Annotated in this window: 13 protein-coding genes and 1 pseudogene; 9 read left to right on the top strand and 5 right to left on the bottom strand. The window is 42.4% G+C overall.

Annotated elements, in window-relative coordinates; all coding sequences use genetic code 11:
• Positions 1 to 32 precede the first annotated feature (32 nt).
• Positions 33 to 641, top strand: coding sequence for a transposase (locus IQ230_RS19850; RefSeq protein ID WP_193933983.1), 609 nt, complete (start codon positions 33 to 35; stop codon positions 639 to 641).
• A gap of 20 nt (positions 642 to 661) precedes the next feature.
• On the opposite strand, the gene IQ230_RS19845 is transcribed toward IQ230_RS19850, so the two are convergent.
• Complete coding sequence (locus IQ230_RS19845) at positions 662 to 2,479, bottom strand: aspartate kinase (RefSeq protein ID WP_193933982.1); 1,818 nt, start codon at positions 2,477 to 2,479, stop codon at positions 662 to 664.
• 699 nt (positions 2,480 to 3,178) lie between these two features.
• On the opposite strand from IQ230_RS19845, the gene IQ230_RS19840 reads away from it, so the two are divergent.
• The 3 genes from IQ230_RS19840 (at position 3,179) to IQ230_RS19830 (ending at position 10,158) form a co-directional block, all read left to right on the top strand.
• The gene (locus IQ230_RS19840; RefSeq protein ID WP_193933981.1) at positions 3,179 to 6,409 is read left to right on the top strand and encodes a beta strand repeat-containing protein; all 3,231 of its coding nucleotides are present in this window, start codon (positions 3,179 to 3,181) and stop codon (positions 6,407 to 6,409) included.
• 273 nt (positions 6,410 to 6,682) lie between these two features.
• On the top strand, positions 6,683 to 8,797 hold the full coding sequence (gene argZ, locus IQ230_RS19835; protein ID WP_193933980.1) for a bifunctional arginine dihydrolase/ornithine cyclodeaminase: 2,115 nt from the start codon (positions 6,683 to 6,685) through the stop codon (positions 8,795 to 8,797).
• 368 nt (positions 8,798 to 9,165) lie between these two features.
• Positions 9,166 to 10,158: an alpha/beta fold hydrolase gene (locus IQ230_RS19830; protein WP_228055166.1), complete on the top strand. Its 993-nt coding sequence runs from the start codon at positions 9,166 to 9,168 to the stop codon at positions 10,156 to 10,158.
• Positions 10,159 to 10,382: 224 nt separating this feature from the next.
• On the opposite strand, the gene IQ230_RS19825 is transcribed toward IQ230_RS19830, so the two are convergent.
• Together IQ230_RS19825 and IQ230_RS19820 are read right to left on the bottom strand one after the other, a co-directional pair.
• Positions 10,383 to 10,715: a DUF5615 family PIN-like protein gene (locus IQ230_RS19825; protein ID WP_193933979.1), complete on the bottom strand. Its 333-nt coding sequence runs from the start codon at positions 10,713 to 10,715 to the stop codon at positions 10,383 to 10,385.
• Positions 10,712 to 10,942: a DUF433 domain-containing protein gene (locus IQ230_RS19820; RefSeq protein ID WP_193933978.1), complete on the bottom strand. Its 231-nt coding sequence runs from the start codon at positions 10,940 to 10,942 to the stop codon at positions 10,712 to 10,714. Before IQ230_RS19820 ends, IQ230_RS19825 begins: the two co-directional genes overlap by 4 nt.
• Positions 10,943 to 11,111: 169 nt before the next feature.
• On the opposite strand from IQ230_RS19820, the gene IQ230_RS19815 reads away from it, so the two are divergent.
• From IQ230_RS19815 to blaOXA, 4 genes and pseudogenes are all read left to right on the top strand, one after another.
• Positions 11,112 to 11,444: a nucleotidyltransferase family protein gene (locus tag IQ230_RS19815; RefSeq protein ID WP_193933977.1), complete on the top strand. Its 333-nt coding sequence runs from the start codon at positions 11,112 to 11,114 to the stop codon at positions 11,442 to 11,444.
• Positions 11,416 to 11,754, top strand: coding sequence for a HepT-like ribonuclease domain-containing protein (locus IQ230_RS19810; RefSeq protein ID WP_193933976.1), 339 nt, complete (start codon positions 11,416 to 11,418; stop codon positions 11,752 to 11,754). The genes IQ230_RS19815 and IQ230_RS19810 overlap by 29 nt, the downstream gene beginning before the upstream one ends.
• A 44-nt stretch (positions 11,755 to 11,798) precedes the next feature.
• Positions 11,799 to 11,945: pseudogene (locus IQ230_RS27510) on the top strand (ornithine cyclodeaminase family domain); the annotation flags it as partial.
• Positions 11,946 to 12,428: 483 nt separating this feature from the next.
• Positions 12,429 to 13,202, top strand: a complete 774-nt coding sequence (gene blaOXA, locus IQ230_RS19805; RefSeq protein WP_228055165.1) for a class D beta-lactamase — start codon at positions 12,429 to 12,431, stop codon at positions 13,200 to 13,202.
• Positions 13,203 to 13,531: 329 nt separating this feature from the next.
• Here the strand turns inward: blaOXA and IQ230_RS19800 are convergent, their stop codons facing one another.
• Positions 13,532 to 14,182, bottom strand: a complete 651-nt coding sequence (locus IQ230_RS19800; protein ID WP_193933974.1) for a Uma2 family endonuclease — start codon at positions 14,180 to 14,182, stop codon at positions 13,532 to 13,534.
• Between IQ230_RS19800 and IQ230_RS27505 the strand changes: the two genes are divergently transcribed.
• Complete coding sequence (locus tag IQ230_RS27505) at positions 14,181 to 14,303, top strand: hypothetical protein (RefSeq protein ID WP_265576242.1); 123 nt, start codon at positions 14,181 to 14,183, stop codon at positions 14,301 to 14,303. The genes IQ230_RS19800 and IQ230_RS27505 overlap by 2 nt on opposite strands.
• Positions 14,304 to 14,489: 186 nt before the next feature.
• On the opposite strand, the gene IQ230_RS19795 is transcribed toward IQ230_RS27505, so the two are convergent.
• Positions 14,490 to 16,580, bottom strand: a complete 2,091-nt coding sequence (locus IQ230_RS19795; protein ID WP_228055164.1) for a PhoX family protein — start codon at positions 16,578 to 16,580, stop codon at positions 14,490 to 14,492.
• Between the last annotated feature and the right edge of the window lie 511 nt (positions 16,581 to 17,091).

Below are 17,091 nucleotides of genomic sequence, written 5' to 3'. Positions count from 1 at the left end.
TTCGACTCACTTGATGCTGTTACAGATGTCCTTTGCCAAGGCTTGCAGGAGTTAATGCTAGCTCCTGCAAAGCTGTCTTCCATGACCTACTTCCCTCATCTGAGAATTGTTCTTTAGAACGCGGTTTAGTATTAGTTTTCATCGATGAAATGGGTGTACTGCTGGGGTTAACACGAACTCATGCCCGAAGCTTTTGTGGAACTCGAGTGTATGATGAGCAACCATTTTATCGCGGGTCGAAAGTCACCGTCATTGGCGCAATTAGCACAAAACGAGTTTTAGCTGTAATGACCTTGAATGGTTCAATGGATGGTCAAGCCTTTCAAGTGTTTATTGAAAAGTGTTTACTGCCTCAACTGTGGCAGGGTGCTGTGGTTGTTATGGACAATCTTCCAGCACATAAACTCAAACAAATTGAGTCTTTAATTCAATCAGTGGGCGCAACTATTCAATACCTGTCACCTTATTCTCCTGACTTTAATCCAATTGAACTTTGGTGGTCACAATTAAAAGCTTTTTTGCGCTCCTTTTCCCCAACTACTGCATTCAGGGTTGATCTTCTCATTGCCACTGCACTCGATTTAATTAATCCCGTGCATTTGAAAAACTGGTTTACTCACTGTTGCTACTGTGCCTCATAAAACTGCAATAGGCTGTATGATTACGCTGGCACTTGAATTTGTTGACCGCTTCCTAGTTCAAAAGCTGTATGAATTGCTTTTAAAGCAAGAATGCCTTGTTCTTGTGCTACAACACAGCTGATTTTAATTTCTGATGTGGTAATCATTTGAATATTTATTTTGTGTTGAGCTAGTGCTTCAAACATCCGTGCAGCAACACCTGGTTGTCCTATCATGCCTGCACCAACAATACTAACTTTAGCGATCGCACTATCAACAACAACTTCACCCCAACCAAACTCTGCCGCAGCTTCTGCTAACACTCGACGGGCTTCTTCGGCATCAATTTGTGCCACAGTAAAGGCTATATCGCGTTTCGGGATACCATCAACAACACGACAACGCTGTGACTGAATAATCATATCTACACTGATGTTATGTTGCGCTAAAAGTCCAAACAACTTAGCTGCTGTTCCTGGGCGATCGTGGACTTGGCGAATTGCAAGTCGTGCTTGCTTAAGAGCTAAAGCAACACCTCGCACAGGAGGTGCTTTTTGATTTTGAATGGGTAGATGTTCGTTTTTGCCCAGTGCTTCCTGTCTATTAACTTCAAAAGTGCGACATAAAACATCAATGGCGCGATCGCAATCTTCTGCATCAATGACACAGCTAACTTTGACTTCAGAGGTAGAAATCATCTGAATGTTGATTCCTGCATCTGAGAGCGTAGCAAACATTTGAGCCGCAACACCAGGACGCCCGATCATACCTGCACCGACGATGCTGACTTTGGCAATTTGTTGTTGCACCATGACTTCCGCTTCTTCTTGAGAAGCGCTATGCGATCGCAAAACTGGAGCAATCGCTTGTGCTACAGCTTCTGCACGTTTGAGAATCGGTGTTGTTACCGTAAATGCGATGTCATTGGTGTTACTTTCGTGAATTGATTGAATAATCAAATCAACATCTAAATTTTGTCTGGCAATTTCTCCAAATAAGCGTGCTGCAACACCAGGGCGATCGGGGACGCGCAGTAAAGCAACTTTTGCTTGATTGGTGTCGTATTCTACGCCATCTACTGGCTTGGTAATTTCTAAGCCAACAAGCGATCGCGACTGAGGTTGTGGAGAAATCACTTTTGTTCCAGGTTCATCGCTCCAACTTGAGCGTACGACTAATTCAACACCGTAATTGCGGGCAATTTCTACTGCACGCGGATGTAGAACTTTTGCACCCAAGCTGGCGAGTTCTAGCATTTCATCACTGGTAATTTCAGTCATCAGTTGTGCTTCTGGCACGATGCGCGGATCTGTCGTTAAAATTCCTGGAACATCAGTGTAGATTTCACAACAATTGGCTTTGAGTGCTGCTGCTAAAGCAACAGCAGAAGTATCTGAACCGCCACGTCCTAAAGTCGTAATTTCCCAGTCTGTAGTACTACTAATGCCTTGAAATCCAGCAACAACAACGACTTTGCGATCTTTAAGATGCTTTTCAATTCGCTGAGAACTAATTTGTAAAATCCGAGCGCGAGTGTGTTCTGCTTCAGTTACAATTCCCACTTGTGCGCCAGTCAGAGAAACAGCAGGTTGTCCAAACTCTTGCAATGCCATACTGAGGAGAGCAATTGATACTTGTTCGCCTGTAGACAGCAGCATATCCATTTCACGGCGACAAGGGTTAGAGGAAATAGCATTGGCTAATTTGACCAGACCATCGGTAGTTTTACCCATTGCAGAAACAACAACAACAAGTGAGTTTCCTGCTTGCACTGTTTGCATTACGCGCTGAGCAACTGCTTGAATCCGCTCAACTGAACCGACCGAGGTACCACCGTATTTCTGGACAATTAGTGCCATAGTTCTATTCCATTTATCCTGCCTAGCGAAAGTGTGAATAACTAAAGCTCTCCTTCATGTTGAACACAAAGCGGCTCTTACGTTAACCAGCTTAACTAACTTACCAGACTCAATGGGGGCGATCGCACGCTGCGTTTACATTTTGTGTTTTAGTTTTTCCTCAGCACATCTGTCTAGAGATATGATTTACTATTCACTACTCACAATGCACCTCATCTGCTATCAATGCCTAAATCTTTGAATAAGCAGTTAAGTTGTTTTATTATTAATTAATATTGCTTTTCTCCATGAGTTTAGATAAGTAATTACATTTAACACATTATTAATAAAATTTACTTTTTTCTTTCAAGTCAAAGTATTAGATATGTTTGATTTTTCATTTTTTAATAACCATTGTCGGAGAATCTGTTGTGTCAATTATTATACGTAACTTTCAAGTTGACCGTAAAATTTATGGAGTTAATCGTGATTAGTATTTAGTCAGAGCTTTATACAATGGCTCTCAGTGCAACTTTGGTTTACTGAAACTTTACACTACCGTAATATATTTTGACTTAATCTATTTTGTTAGAGGAGATAATTTCTTCTAAGACCAAAGACTTTAAGACTGCGGCTTGTTTGTACAACAGCATCGGTATCAAGCATTTTTTTGATGCCGATATGAGCATTTTTCCCAAATATGCAGAGGCAAAAAATATTATGGCTACTATTATCGGAACTCCAGGTAACGATACGTTAGTTGGAACTCGGTTTGCTGACACAATTTTCGGTTTAGCAGGAAACGATTTATTGCTTGGGTTGGGTGGTAATGATACGCTTTATGGTGGACGAGGCAACGATACTCTTAATGGTGGCGCGGGCATTGACTCCTTAGTTGGAGGACCTGGCAATGATGTTTACATTATCAATAACCCTGGCGACATAGTTGTAGAAGCTGAGAATGCTGGTATAGATCTCGTCAGATCTTCTGTCAGTTATACGTTAGGCAACAATGTAGAGAATCTTACGCTGACTGGAACTAGAGCAATTAATGGTATAGGTAATGACCTGAATAACGTTATTAGGGGTAATGCAGCTAATAACCAACTTGTGGGTGATGCTGCTGATGATACTCTCTATGGCGGTGATGGCAACGATATTCTTTATGGCGATTTCACTTTTTCTGAGGTTTACTACACTTATAGTGGAAACGATATTCTGTATGGTGGGGATGGCGATGACACCTTGAATGGTGGTTTTCCAGTTAACTATTTTGGTCTTTTAACTGGTGGCGGTTCTGATACTTTGTACGGTGGTAACGGTAACGATCTACTATTTGCTTTTAGTGGTAGTTTCAGAGACGAACAAGATGTTTTATATGGTGGTAATGGCAACGATACACTAGACGCTAGTGGTGGTGGACATCGCTTATACGGTGGTCAAGGCGATGATACTTATATTATTAATGACAGTTCAGTTGAAATTATAGAAGCTGCTAATGCTGGAATAGATACAGTACGATCTTCAGTTAGTGTCACACTAAGTGATAACGTAGAAAACTTAATATTAGTAGAAGAATTTTTTGTCATCAATGGTACAGGAAACAACCAGAACAACACTATTATTGGTAATTCTCAAAACAACATTCTGAGAGGATTAGCAGGTAACGATACCCTTATTGGTGGCGCAGGCAACGATACCCTAGCTGGTAGTAGTGGCGGTGTAAGTCAACGTGATGTACTTACTGGCGGTACAGGTGCAGATACCTTTTTTATAGGTGCTAATGGCAGAGAATTTTACGATGATGGCAATGAATTAACTCCTGGCTACAGCAGTTATGCTCTCATCACTGACTTTAACCCCGCTGAAGATATCATCAAGCTTAATAGTAACAAAAATAACTATCTTCTAGCTTCTACCTCTGGTAATTTACCATCTGGTATAGGTGTCTTTCTCAGGAAAACTGGTGAACCAAATGAATTGATTGCCATTATACAAGGTAGCTCTGATTTGAGCTTGGATGGTAATTATTTTCAATCTACTATTGGTGAGATTCAACTATTATTACTCGATGGTACTGATGGCTCTACGCTGAATAGCATTGATACTGGTACGAGTAGCAACACTGGTATTTCTGTTAGTAGTGCGGGAGATATTAATGGCGATGGCTTCGATGATGTAATTATTGGAGAATCTAAGTATGCTCGGATCGTCCCCACATCAGAAAGAGGCTATGTGGTGTTTGGCAGTGCTTCGGGTTTCGGTGCTAATTTGGATCTTGCTAATCTCGATGGTGCAAATGGTTTTCGGATTGATGGCGTTAGGGCACAGAGAACAAGCGTCTCAGTCAGCAGTGCAGGAGACATCAATGGTGATGGTTTTGATGACATAATACTTGGGGTATTTGAGGGAGATAATTATGGTTTCGAGGGTGCTAGTCGAAGCTATGTAGTATTTGGTAAGGCTTCGGGTTTTGAGCCAAGTCTCAATCTGGCAAATCTCGATGGCACAAATGGCTTTGCAATTAATAGCACGAATCCATCTGATCGCTCAGGCTTTTCAGTGAGTAACGCAGGAGATGTCAATGGTGATGGCTTGGCTGATTTAATCGTTGGTTCTCCTGGTACGAACTCTAGCTATGTAGTATTTGGTAATGCTTCTGGGTTTGAGGCAAATTTTGACTTAGCAACACTCGATGGCACCAATGGCTTTAGGATTAATGGTGCTGGATTTGCGGTAAGTAATGCTGGAGATGTCAATGGTGATGGTTTTGATGACTTAATTGTTGGTAATCCTAATGGGCAAAGCTATGTAGTATTTGGTAGGGCTTCTGGCTTTGAAGCAAATTTTGACCTAGGGACAATTGATGGTACAAATGGATTTCAGATTAATGGTATTAATGCAGGCGATCGCTCAGGTTTTTCTGTTAGTAGTGCTGGAGATGTCAACGGTGATGGTTTTGCTGATTTGATTGTTGGTTCTGCTGGTACTAACTCTAGCTACGTAGTATTTGGTAATGCTTCAGGTTTTGAGCCAAGCTTAAATCTGGCAAATCTCGATGGTACAAATGGCTTTAGGATTAATGATGCTGGGTTTGGTGTAAGTAGTGCTGGAGATGTTAATGGTGATGGTTTTGATGACTTGATTGTTAGTAATCCTAATGCTGATCCTAGTGGACAAAGTTATGCTGGCGAAAGCTATGTCGTGTTTGGTAAAGCTTCTGGCTTTGAAGCCAATTTTGACTTAGCAACACTCGATGGCACGAATGGTTTTCAGATTAATGGTATTAGCGCAGGCGATCTCTCAGGTTATTCTGTTAGTAGTGCTGGAGATGTCAACGGAGATGGCTTTGCTGACTTAATACTAGGTTCTCCTTTTAATCTCAATAATCGTGAAACTGGACAAAGCTACGTCATCTATGGTCGTGATTTCAGCAACAAAGTCAACCGTCTTGGTACACCTGGTGATGATTTACTCATTGGTACAAATAGCGACGATATCTTGATTGGTGGGCTGGGCAATGATACTTTACGTGGTGGTCGAGGTAGCGATGTCCTTTATGGTGGTGCAGGTGACGATGTGCTGATTTTTGGTCCTCGGAACCGTCGTATGGATGGAGGTAGCGGTACGGATACCTTAGCAATTGAAATCAGTAATCTAACTATGGATTTGACAACGCTTCCTAGTAACCGAATCTCTGGAATTGAAATTATTGACTTAACGGGTACGGGTAATAATAGCCTTAAGTTAACTCGCTTAAACTTGCTAAACTTATCGGATACGACAAATCAGTTAATTGTCAAAGGGAATGCAGGCGATCGCATCACGTCTACACAGCAAGGATGGTTACTCAACGGAACAACAATGCTAGAAGGTCAAGTTTACGATCGCTATACTTCCGGAACCACAACGCTGTTAGTAGATACTGAGATTACACGCATCCTTAGCTAAATTTTTGGAGAATTGGTAATGGGTAACAGGTAATTGGTTGCCCATTACTAGCGTATCGATTTGATTGTTGGGTGCAAGTTGTTTTTCTAATCACTAGCCACTAGTCACTCACCACGACCCATTAATGTTATATCAAGTTGCCCTGGGTATAGAATGGTGATCTAGCCTCTGTGTCGTATGCGAGGCAAAATCGTAGCAAGTTCTACAGAATTGGGGCAGCAAAAGTCTGTATCCAATAGAAGCTTGGGAATTTATTCACACTGATATTACTTTATGACTTCTTCGATCCGCTTCCTCATGTGTCCTCCTGACCACTATGACGTAGACTATGTCATTAATCCTTGGATGGAAGGAAATATCCATAAGTCTTCACGCGATCGCGCTGTCGATCAGTGGCAAAAACTGCATCATGTTATCAAAGACCATGCAATTGTAGACCTCGTACAACCCCAAAAGGGTGTCCCTGACATGGTATTTACGGCTAATGCGGGACTTGTGTTAGGAGATAACGTTGTTCTCAGTCGTTTCTACCACAAAGAACGTCAGGGAGAGGAACCGTACTTTAAACAATGGTTTGAGTCGCAAGGCTATACTGTGTATGAATTGCCAAAAGACTTACCATTTGAAGGCGCAGGGGATGCATTACTGGATCGCGAAGGTCGTTGGTTGTGGGCGGGTTACGGCTTCCGTTCGGAACTTGACTCGCATCCTTATATTGCCAAGTGGCTTGATATCGAAGTGATATCATTGCGGTTGATGGATGAGCGCTTTTATCACTTGGATACGTGTTTTTGTCCGCTTTCTGGTGGTTATTTGCTGTACTATCCACCTGCGTTTGATTCGTATTCCAACCGCATGATTGAAATGCGTGTCGCACCCGAAAAGCGAATTGCGATCGCTGAAGCTGATGCAGTGAATTTTGCGTGTAACGCCGTCAATATTGACTCGGTTGTGATTATGAATAAGGCGAGTGACAATCTCAAACAACGTCTCGCCAAAGCTGGATTCCAAGTCATTGAAACACCACTAACAGAATTCCTCAAAGCAGGTGGTGCAGCAAAGTGCTTGACATTGCGAGTTACTGAACCTGTGCGCAGCGAAGTCACGGCTAATGCGTCGGTAGAAAGTCGGACAATTCGCTTGGAAGGACATTTACTTGATACTGGTTTAATTAACCGCGCTTTAGATTTAATTGTTGAAAATAGCGGTAGCTTTCAGGTACTCAAGTTCAATTTGGGAGAACAGCGACAAAGTACCTCAACCGCAGAGGTGAAAGTTTCTGCACCTTCGCATGATGTGATGGAAAGCATTCTATCGCAACTGATTGATTTGGGTGCAGTCGATCTTCCCCAAGATGAGCGCGATGCTAAATTAGAGCCTGTATTGCAAGCTGGAGTTGCACCAGACGACTTTTACGTCACCACGATTTATCCTACCGAAGTACGGATCAATGGTGAGTGGATAAGAGTACAAAATCAACGAATGGATGGGGCGATCGCAATTAAGCAAACCGCTGATGGTATGTTAGCAAGATGCAAACTGCTACGTGACTTAGAAGTAGACGAACACGTCGTTGTTGATGTTCAAGGTATCCGTACCATCCGCAAAACCGAATCACGCGAACAACGCAACGCGCAAGAATTCAGCTTTATGTCGGCAGGAGTTTCTAGCGAACGCCGTGTTGAATTAGTTGTTGAGCAAGTTGCGTGGGAACTGCGTAAAATCCGCGATCAAGGTGGTAAAGTTGTTGTTACAGCAGGTCCTGTGGTGATTCATACAGGTGGTGGCGAACATCTTTCAAGATTGATTCGTGAAGGCTACGTGCAAGCATTACTCGGTGGGAATGCGATCGCTGTTCACGACATGGAACAAAACATGATGGGGACTTCTTTGGGTGTCGATATGCAACGCGGAGTTGCAGTAAGAGGCGGACACCGCCATCATTTGAAAGTGATCAACATGATTCGTCGTTACGGCAATATTGCCAAAGCTGTCGAGCAAGGTGCATTAAATAGTGGTGTGATGTACGAGTGCGTACGTGCAGGTGTACCATTTTCGCTTGCAGGTTCAATCCGCGATGATGGACCATTACCCGATACCCAAATGGATTTAATTAAAGCACAACAAGAATATGCGCAGTTACTAGAAGGCGCAGATATGATTTTAATGCTGTCTTCAATGTTGCATTCTATTGGTGTTGGTAATATGACACCCGCAGGCGTGAAGATGGTGTGTGTTGATATTAATCCGGCGGTAGTGACAAAGTTAAGCGATCGCGGTTCTGTAGAATCAGTTGGTGTTGTTACTGATGTCGGCTTGTTCCTCAGCTTGTTGTTGCAACAATTAGATCGATTAACAAGTCCATATCATGTAGCTCAAATGGTTTAATCGACATTTTATAAGGTGGGCAATGCTCACCTTTTTTATTTAAATTAAAACTTTATAGCAGTCCAGTTTCATAAGTTTTAATCAACACAAACACTATTTTTATTTCGGACTGTTACCAGCTAGAAGACCATCATTAAAGTAAATTTCAAAGCGAGTTTAGAAGCACAGTTTTTTAGGACTGTTTGCCACATATGATATCGGAAAAGGTTCTTGATAGTATAACTATTGATCATAATATCCAGAAAGTTTTTGCTTTTTATCCCATATAGGATAGATAGAAAGTTTCTGTCTAATAAATAGTTATGGCGCAAACTAATTGGCAGCAAAGATAACCTTGAATGCAGCAGTATGAATCTATAAATTTTGCTATGACAATTACGGCAAATTTGGCTATGCTTACTCTAAGTATTACCGCAATCTCATTACTTACAGGGATTTTCTATCAAGCAGTGAGTGAAGCCTTGGATCGACGCAGACATCCTCCACAGGGTGAACTTGTGGATATTGGGGGATTTTGTCTACATCTCAACTGTGTTGGGCAAGGTACACCAACGGTTGTTATGGATGCTGGTGGTGGTGCTTCCTCAATTACATGGGGCTTGGTTCCATCTGAAATTGCTAAATTTACCCGTGTTTGCACTTATGATCGAGCAGGGTTGGGTTGGAGCGATCCCAATCCCAGGATCTCCCGCACCAGTCAGCAGAGCGTTGATGAATTACATTCACTTTTGACTAAGGCTGGAATTAATCCTCCCTACATTTTAGTTGGTCACTCATTGGGTGGAGTCAATATGCGGCTGTATGCAAGTCAATATCCAGAAGATGTGGTCGGATTAGTGTTAGTCGATTCTTCCCATGAAAATCAGATGACATCCGAAATGTGGAGACGCATAAAAATGCAGTCTTGGCTTTATCAGGTTTTGAGGGTTGTCAGTCAAGTTGGAGTGCTGCGATTAATCGGGGAGATGAATCTGTTACCAATTCTTGAGGACATTAAGCGAGAAATTCAAAAATATCCGCTGGCAGTACAAACCTTATTTGATACCTATAAATCCTTCTGTTACCGTCCCGACTATTGGGCAACCGCATCCAGTGAACTTGCCAATATAAAAAAGAGCTTTGAGGAAGTTCAATCAGTTACATCACTGGGCAGCCTACCTTTAATTGTGTTGAGCCAGGGTTCTAAAAATTCAAAGATGAGTGACGAAAGATTTCAGCAATGGTCATCGCTTCAGTTAGACTTGACCAAACTATCGTCAAATAGCCAACATATCATTGCAGAAAATAGTGGACATCTTGTGCAACTAGATCAACCTGAGTTGGTTATTAGTGCAGTCCAACGGTTGATTGAGAGCGTCTAAAGTTATGCTTCGATTGAGGCACGCCATTAGTGGAGACGGTAGCCTGATTACCTGTTGATATTCAAAAGCGCAGCGTCACATATTCCTTACTGGAGCCAACCATCGATAGTTATCTGTAAGAGCCAAAAGTTCATAACTAATAACTTAGCAGTGGTGACAAAATTGAGCGATCGCACTTCAGTAAACTTACTTGATATTGTTACTGATGTTCTCTTTACAAAAGGCTAGTACAACTCAAGGCAGTGTAGTTCGGAGTTATTAAGAAGTTCTTGAATTGCTTCATCACCCGCACGAATCAAAGCTTCAATTTCTCTAGTTGGTGCATTTCCACATCGTAGCCACACTACTTTAGGCGGAGAACCATGAAGCCGACTTCTTTCAGCAAAGTCTACATCCTGAGTCACAATACAAAAATCGTTTAGCTTGGCAAACTCCCAAATCTCGGTATCTGTCTTCTGCGCCAATCCATGAAACTGCACATGGCTAGATTCAGGGAAAATATCGACCAAGAGATTGACCAACTTTCGGCTTAGGTTTTGGTCAAACAGCAGTTTCAAGTAGCACTCACCGAAGCAACTAGACGATGCTCTCGATCAGCCGCAAATTCTAGACACGCCCTGATATCTGTTTCCGTCAACTCTGGGAAGTCGTCAATGATCTCAGCAATAGACATCCCAGCAGCTAGCCAGCCTAGAACATCGTAAACCGTAATCCGCATTCCACGAATGCAGGGTTTGCCGCCACGCTTATCTGGTTCTATTGTGATGATATCGCGATAGCTCATAAGATAGACTGCTTGCATATGCTTAAGTCTAAAGCAGGCTAACACATTGCTGCAACAGACGGCAGCTAGTTTTAATCGGAACTGAAAGGCTGTTTGCCACCGTTAAGCTTGATCATTTAAGTACAGCCTGGATGAGTCAGCAACTAGAAGCCCTGGAGATGAAACTAACATGACACTGACAGCGATAGAACTGCCAATCGAAAAAATTGCTGAATTTTGCGATCGCTGGCAAATTATCGAGTTTGCCCTATTTGGTTCGGTTCTGCGTGATGACTTTCGCCCCGACAGTGACATTGATGTAATGGTGCAATTTCACCCAGAGGCTCACCCCACTTTCGGTAGTCTAGACCAAATGGAAGCAGAGTTGAAAACTATTTTCCGCAGAGAAATTGACCTCATCACTCGTCAAGGAATTGAAACTAGTCGTAACTACTTACGCCGTCATGAAATCCTTTCCTCAGCCCAGGTGATTTATGCAACGGGATCTTCAATTCCTGCTTGATATGTTGCAATCAGCAGAACTCATCATGAATTATACAGCCTTATGCTCGAAAGATGAGTTCATTGAAAATGTACAGTTACAAGATGCAGTCATTCGGCGGTTATTGGTAATTGCCGAAGCCGCAAGACGAGTTTCTCAAACCACTCGTCAAACCTTGCCAAACATTTCGTGGCAAGAAATTAATGGAATGCGAAATCGATTGGTTCACGAATATGATGATGTAAACCTCAACATTGTTTGGGATGCTATTAAAACCGAGATCCCGACGCTGATAGCAGAATTGAAGCTAAGATTTTTTCCTGAAAGTTGAAGCGAGATAAGTAATGTAAGCGATCGCAGTAGTACAACCCAGGCGTTAACTCTGCGGTGGTGACAAAATTGAGCGATCGCGGTTCCGTAGAATCAGTTGGTGTTGCTACCGATGTTAGCTTATTCCTTAGTTTGTTGTTGCAACAACTAGATCGATTAACAAGTCCGTACCACGTAGCACAAATGGTTTAATCGACATTTTATAAGGTGGGCGATGCTCACCTTTTTTATTTAAATCATAAGTTGTTTATAGCAGTCTAGTTGTTCAGTTTTAATCAACACAACTACCATTTCTAACTTGGTTAGTCAATAATTAAAACATAAAAGTAAACTTGAATGTGAGTTTAAAAGCAGAGTGTACATATATGCAAAGTTTCTGCTTGGTAGTCGTATAGAATGCATAAACAAAAATTTTCTGTCTAACTAATAGTTGTGCTGCAAAAATAGCAATTGAGACAGTGATTTAGAGCTTATCTGCTTTCGTTCAAAACTTAAATATTTATTACATCTCAGGTTCCGAAACCCAAAAGTTAGTCAGTGTAGTTCAAGGCTGCCTATGAACTCACTATCTTGCGGAGGGTCATGAACCGAGTAGTTCGTTTTACAAGTATTGCTCTTGTTGCGTTAAGTTGCATTGTTTTTACCCTATTTCAAACAATGCAACTAGCATCAACTATGACACAATCAGCAATTGAGACTTCGCCCGTCGTAAACGTCGCTCAAAATATTAATTTTGGACGACACTTTCAAGATTTGGGCGTTGAGGGTTCAATTATGATCTACGACTCGAACAATGATCGTGTTTTTCAACATAATCCACAACGCAATACAACAGCCTTTTTACCTGCATCAACATTCAAAATTCTCAACTCCCTGATTTCACTGGAAACCAGAGTCATTTCGGATGAAATCGCCGTTCTTACGTGGGATGGAATTTCGAGATTTCCTGAATGGAACCGAGATTTGAATATGAGAGAGGCAATCAAGCTTTCTGCTATCTGGTTTTATCAAGTTCTAGCCCGCCGAGTAGGATATGAACGAATGCAACAATGGGTGAACCAAGTAGGATACGGCAACCAAAAGATTGGTAATAGCGATGATATTGATAAGTTTTGGTTACAGGGAGAGTTGCGAATTACACCTCAAGAGCAAATTCAGTTTCTTCGTCGCTTATACAAAAACGATTTACCTTTTTCTGAGCGATCGCTGTCTATTGTCAAAGACATCATGATTATGGAGAAAACGCCAGACTATACAATCACTGGTAAGACAGGTTGGGTCGGTGTTGCAGATGATGTGACACCAAAAATTGGATGGTATGTCGGTTACTTGGAGAAAGGAGAGAATGTTTACTTTTTTGCCACTAACATCGATATTCGGAACGAGAAAGATCCAGCCGCCCGACTAGAGTTGACACGTCGCTGCTTTAAAGATTTAGCAGTGCTGTAATTAACTCGCTTATAATGCAGCACAACAATTCCGCTGCACCGGATTGTCCGGCGAGCAGGAACGTTAACCTAAGATTGGTGGTAGAGTCAGGCGATCGCACTCTTCTAAGTTTTGTTACAGACGTCGGCTGATTAGTCCGGCAATTATTGGGTAAGCAGTGTTCACCTTTGCTACGAAGAAATTCTTAAAACAGAACACTTTAGTGTGAAAACTGATGACGCGGAGTGATAGTTGTTAAGAACAGAAGCTTAGATCCAGGTGTACCGCCGCAATATCAAGACTTCCTTGCAAGTCAACTTGAGGGGATATTTGTGCGAATGCACTTAGACTTAGTTAGAAGCTTTATTTAATTGCTGTTGTATCCATGCACGGAAAGAACGCAAAGTCTGGGTTTCACCATCAATGAGACTTTGTTCAATTAGTTGCGGAACCATGTTCAGATCGAGAAGCGGAAAAGTAGAACTCTGTTGTGTTGGGGTGTAGATCGAATTGGGTTGAGATAATATGAAAACCTGAAGCGATCGCCCATCATAACGCCAAATTTCTGGAACACCCACAGCAGCATAAATCGAAAGTTTATCAATTGAGCTACTAGTAATGTCAATTTCTACTACCAAGTCGGGAGGTGGATCAATAGTTAGCTCAATATGACGTTTATTCCTCACACGCGATTCATTGGAAATGTAATAACACGAGTCCGGTTCGGCTCCACGTCTCATATTTTCGTGCTTGAGAGTTAGTGAACCAAACTTTTTGAGATTAAGATTGAGTTCATCAGCTAATACTCGAATTAGATCGTCAATAAACCTATTTGTATTTTCATGCTCTCCTAGTGGAGTCATAATTTCTAATATTCCATCAATATAAGCCAAACGTACTTTGCGCTTCTCGCCCATTTCATTCAGCATGGCTGTAAATGTTTGCCAACTAATATTTTTAAGAACAACTCTTTGTTCGGCTAATGCTTGTGTTGTAACCATGCTTACCCCTGATACGACTAAACCACTCGATAATGCCTTTGGCGATCGCGCTGGTGTAACTCAGCCTAGTAACAAAATTGTGCGATCGCACTTCGGTAGCATCAGTTGGTGTTGTTACTAACGTTGATTTCTTTCTTTCTAAAACATTTGTGCGAACAATGTAGGTCTGGCTAGAATTTGCTCAAAGGTACGTATTCTCAGGGCTGGTGGTTTTCCAATAACTTTTGAGGGATCAATAATCCCTCAAAAATCACTTAAATTTAATCCTTAATTGCAGAACGCCCCACAATTAACAATTGACAGATCGCTAAGTTCCGATGACGCCACCGTCATCTTTAGTGATAACCACCGTCGCTGAACGAGGATAGATTTCTGGGTTTTTGTTGGGCCAGCGTGAGTTGATTTTACCTGCCGCGAATTCTTCTTCGGAAGTGGTTGCTCCTGGATGCTGAACGTTGATAAACATTGTACGCTGGTCAGGGGTTGTAACCACACCCGTAATTTCTTGACCGATTGGTCCAGTCAAGAAGCGGCGAATTTCACCAGTATCCGTATCAGCCGCCAACATTTGGTTGTTGCCAAACTGAGCAAACTCACCCTGATTTTGAGAACTTTCACCAATGTCAGTCTGAATCCAAAGGCGAGCGTCAGCATCAAACCACAGTCCATCCGGATTCGCGAAGATGTTATCTGCATTGAGAGGACGACCAGATAGCTTGCGGCTGTCATCTTCTGGTCCAGACAGCACAAATATATCCCATTTGAACGATGTAGCAGTTGGGTTTTTGCCAGATTCACTCCAGCGAATAATGTGTCCCCAATCGTTTTTAGGACGAGGGTTGGCAACATCCACTTGATCGGGTTCGCGATTGGAGTTGTTGGTTAGTGTAAAGTAAACGTTTCCATTGCGAGGATCAATTGCGCCCCACTCAGGACGATCCATCTTAGTTGCACATACAAAATCAGCAGCTGTGCGCGTATTAACTAGAACATCTGCCTGATCCTGGAAGCCATTTTCAGGAGTGAGTCCGTTCTCGCCAAACTTCAGGGCGAGCCACTTCCCTGTACCGTCTTCATTAAACCGAGCCACATAGAGCGTTCCGTCGTCTAATAAAGCCCCGCTTGCTGTTGCCTGATTATAGGGCTGTGCTGACACGTATTTGTAAATGTACTCAAACCGAGCATCATCACCGGAATAGCAAACAATGGGCTGACCTTCTACAGGTGGCTGAAATACAACTCCCTCATGGGCAAACCGTCCAAGGTAAGTGTGTTTTACCGGAGTACTCTTTGGATTGAAAGGATCAATTTCTACTACCCAGCCAAACGTGTTCGGCTCGTTGCGATAGTCCTCAGTTGCACTAGCACCACTTGCAGAAGCACCAAAGCGAATATACTCATCTGCTTTGTTATCTGCCAATTCCCAGCCATAGCGTGAAGTGCCATCCGTAGAAACTCCGTAACGCTCATGATCGCGAGGGACGTCTTCATCATTGTTGAGAAAATATCTAGCCCAGTTTTCTTCACAGGTGAGATAGGTATTCCAAGGGGTAACACCGTGGGCACAGTTATTGATTGTGCCGCGAGTTCTTGTCCCATCTGGGCTATACTTCGTTTTAATTAAATCAGATCCTCGCACAGGTCCTCGAATTTCCATTGGAGTCAAGGCTGTAATGCGGCGGTTACGCGGATCGCGCACTACCTTCCAGCTACCACCAGACTGGCGAGATATTCGGGTAATACTCACTCCATGTCCATTCATTTCCTTGAGCACTTGATCAGTGTCACGAGTGCCGTCTTCTTTCATGGGGAAATCATCAGGGCCTAATGCTTGCCCTACCGCTGCTGCATGGGTATAACGTGGCTCGACATACTCGTGGTTGACGACTAAGAGTCCATCGATGGAGCTACCTTCGTAAGGTGACTTACCTTCAATGGGGAAAAAATGCATACCGTCATGGTGCTGTCCCACCTGCATTCCCTGTTCTGCCCCAGTATTCTTGAGACTATAGCTGGGAAAACTACCGCTAATAGGTTCTCCCCAAGGTATCAGAACGCGGGCGGTGTAGCCTTGTGGAACCACTATGGAATCGGCTTCGCTGATAGGAACTGCTTTAAACCCCAACATGGGAGTACTGGCGTTTGCAGGGCGAGCTTTTAACCCATTCAGGATTGATCCAGCAAACATGGATGTTATAGCTGCTGCAAGCGTACCTCTTAATACTTGACGACGCTGTAAGCGAGAGTTCAAAATCGATGAAAAGCAAGGATTGTTGGAACGATTACAGATCGGTTCGCCATCCCTGTCAAACTGCTGGGTATAGCGCGTATTCTCCTCATATATCCCTTCTCTAGCAATGCGAGAATACTTCTGCCGTAGGCTGCGTTTGCTACTCATGTTAAGTTCTCCTCTTGTATTGCTTGCCCTATTGCCGAGCCGATGTGAGCATGAGTGGAGTTATAGTCAGGACTTACACACAGTATGAAAAAAGAACCACATTGGCATAGCCTTCCCGTCGGATAGGATGCATTCCCCGTAGGGGTTGCTGAACACTAGAACATAAAGAAATAAGAGTTTTAGAGAGTTTTTGCGTAAGTCCTACGACCTTGTAAACTCACGTTATTACAGCTAAATACAATACCCCTACAAGATTAAGACTTAGTTAATGCTACAGTTAACACTATTTGTTATTTAAAGATTCCTTAATTACAGCATGCTAATAGCAAAAAATAACAATTTTACTGCCTTATCCTTAGCCTTAATAAAATAGTGCATAAATAAACTTATATGCATATGTTATCCAGGCTTTTTTAACAAGTTATGTAAGCAAATTAAGCAAAAAAAACACTCGAAATTTCGGGAATTAACTGAGATAGTTGTACCTTAAAGTTTAATGCAAATAGCTAGT

The organism is Gloeocapsopsis crepidinum LEGE 06123 (assembly GCF_015207655.1).
Lineage (GTDB): Bacteria > Cyanobacteriota > Cyanobacteriia > Cyanobacteriales > Chroococcidiopsidaceae > Gloeocapsopsis > Gloeocapsopsis crepidinum.
This window is presented reverse-complemented; position numbering and strand designations above follow the sequence as displayed.

Coding starts and splice junctions, on each gene's coding strand:
- IQ230_RS19845 (WP_193933982.1), bottom strand. CDS start 2,479: ATGGCACTAATTGTCCAGAAATACGGTGGTACCTCGGTCGGTTCAGTT.
- IQ230_RS19840 (WP_193933981.1), top strand. CDS start 3,179: ATGGCTACTATTATCGGAACTCCAGGTAACGATACGTTAGTTGGAACT.
- argZ (WP_193933980.1), top strand. CDS start 6,683: ATGACTTCTTCGATCCGCTTCCTCATGTGTCCTCCTGACCACTATGAC.
- IQ230_RS19830 (WP_228055166.1), top strand. CDS start 9,166: ATGACAATTACGGCAAATTTGGCTATGCTTACTCTAAGTATTACCGCA.
- IQ230_RS19820 (WP_193933978.1), bottom strand. CDS start 10,942: ATGAGCTATCGCGATATCATCACAATAGAACCAGATAAGCGTGGCGGC.
- IQ230_RS19815 (WP_193933977.1), top strand. CDS start 11,112: ATGACACTGACAGCGATAGAACTGCCAATCGAAAAAATTGCTGAATTT.
- IQ230_RS19810 (WP_193933976.1), top strand. CDS start 11,416: ATGCAACGGGATCTTCAATTCCTGCTTGATATGTTGCAATCAGCAGAA.
- blaOXA (WP_228055165.1), top strand. CDS start 12,429: ATGACACAATCAGCAATTGAGACTTCGCCCGTCGTAAACGTCGCTCAA.
- IQ230_RS27505 (WP_265576242.1), top strand. CDS start 14,181: ATGCTTACCCCTGATACGACTAAACCACTCGATAATGCCTTTGGCGAT.
- IQ230_RS19800 (WP_193933974.1), bottom strand. CDS start 14,182: ATGGTTACAACACAAGCATTAGCCGAACAAAGAGTTGTTCTTAAAAAT.
- IQ230_RS19795 (WP_228055164.1), bottom strand. CDS start 16,580: ATGAGTAGCAAACGCAGCCTACGGCAGAAGTATTCTCGCATTGCTAGA.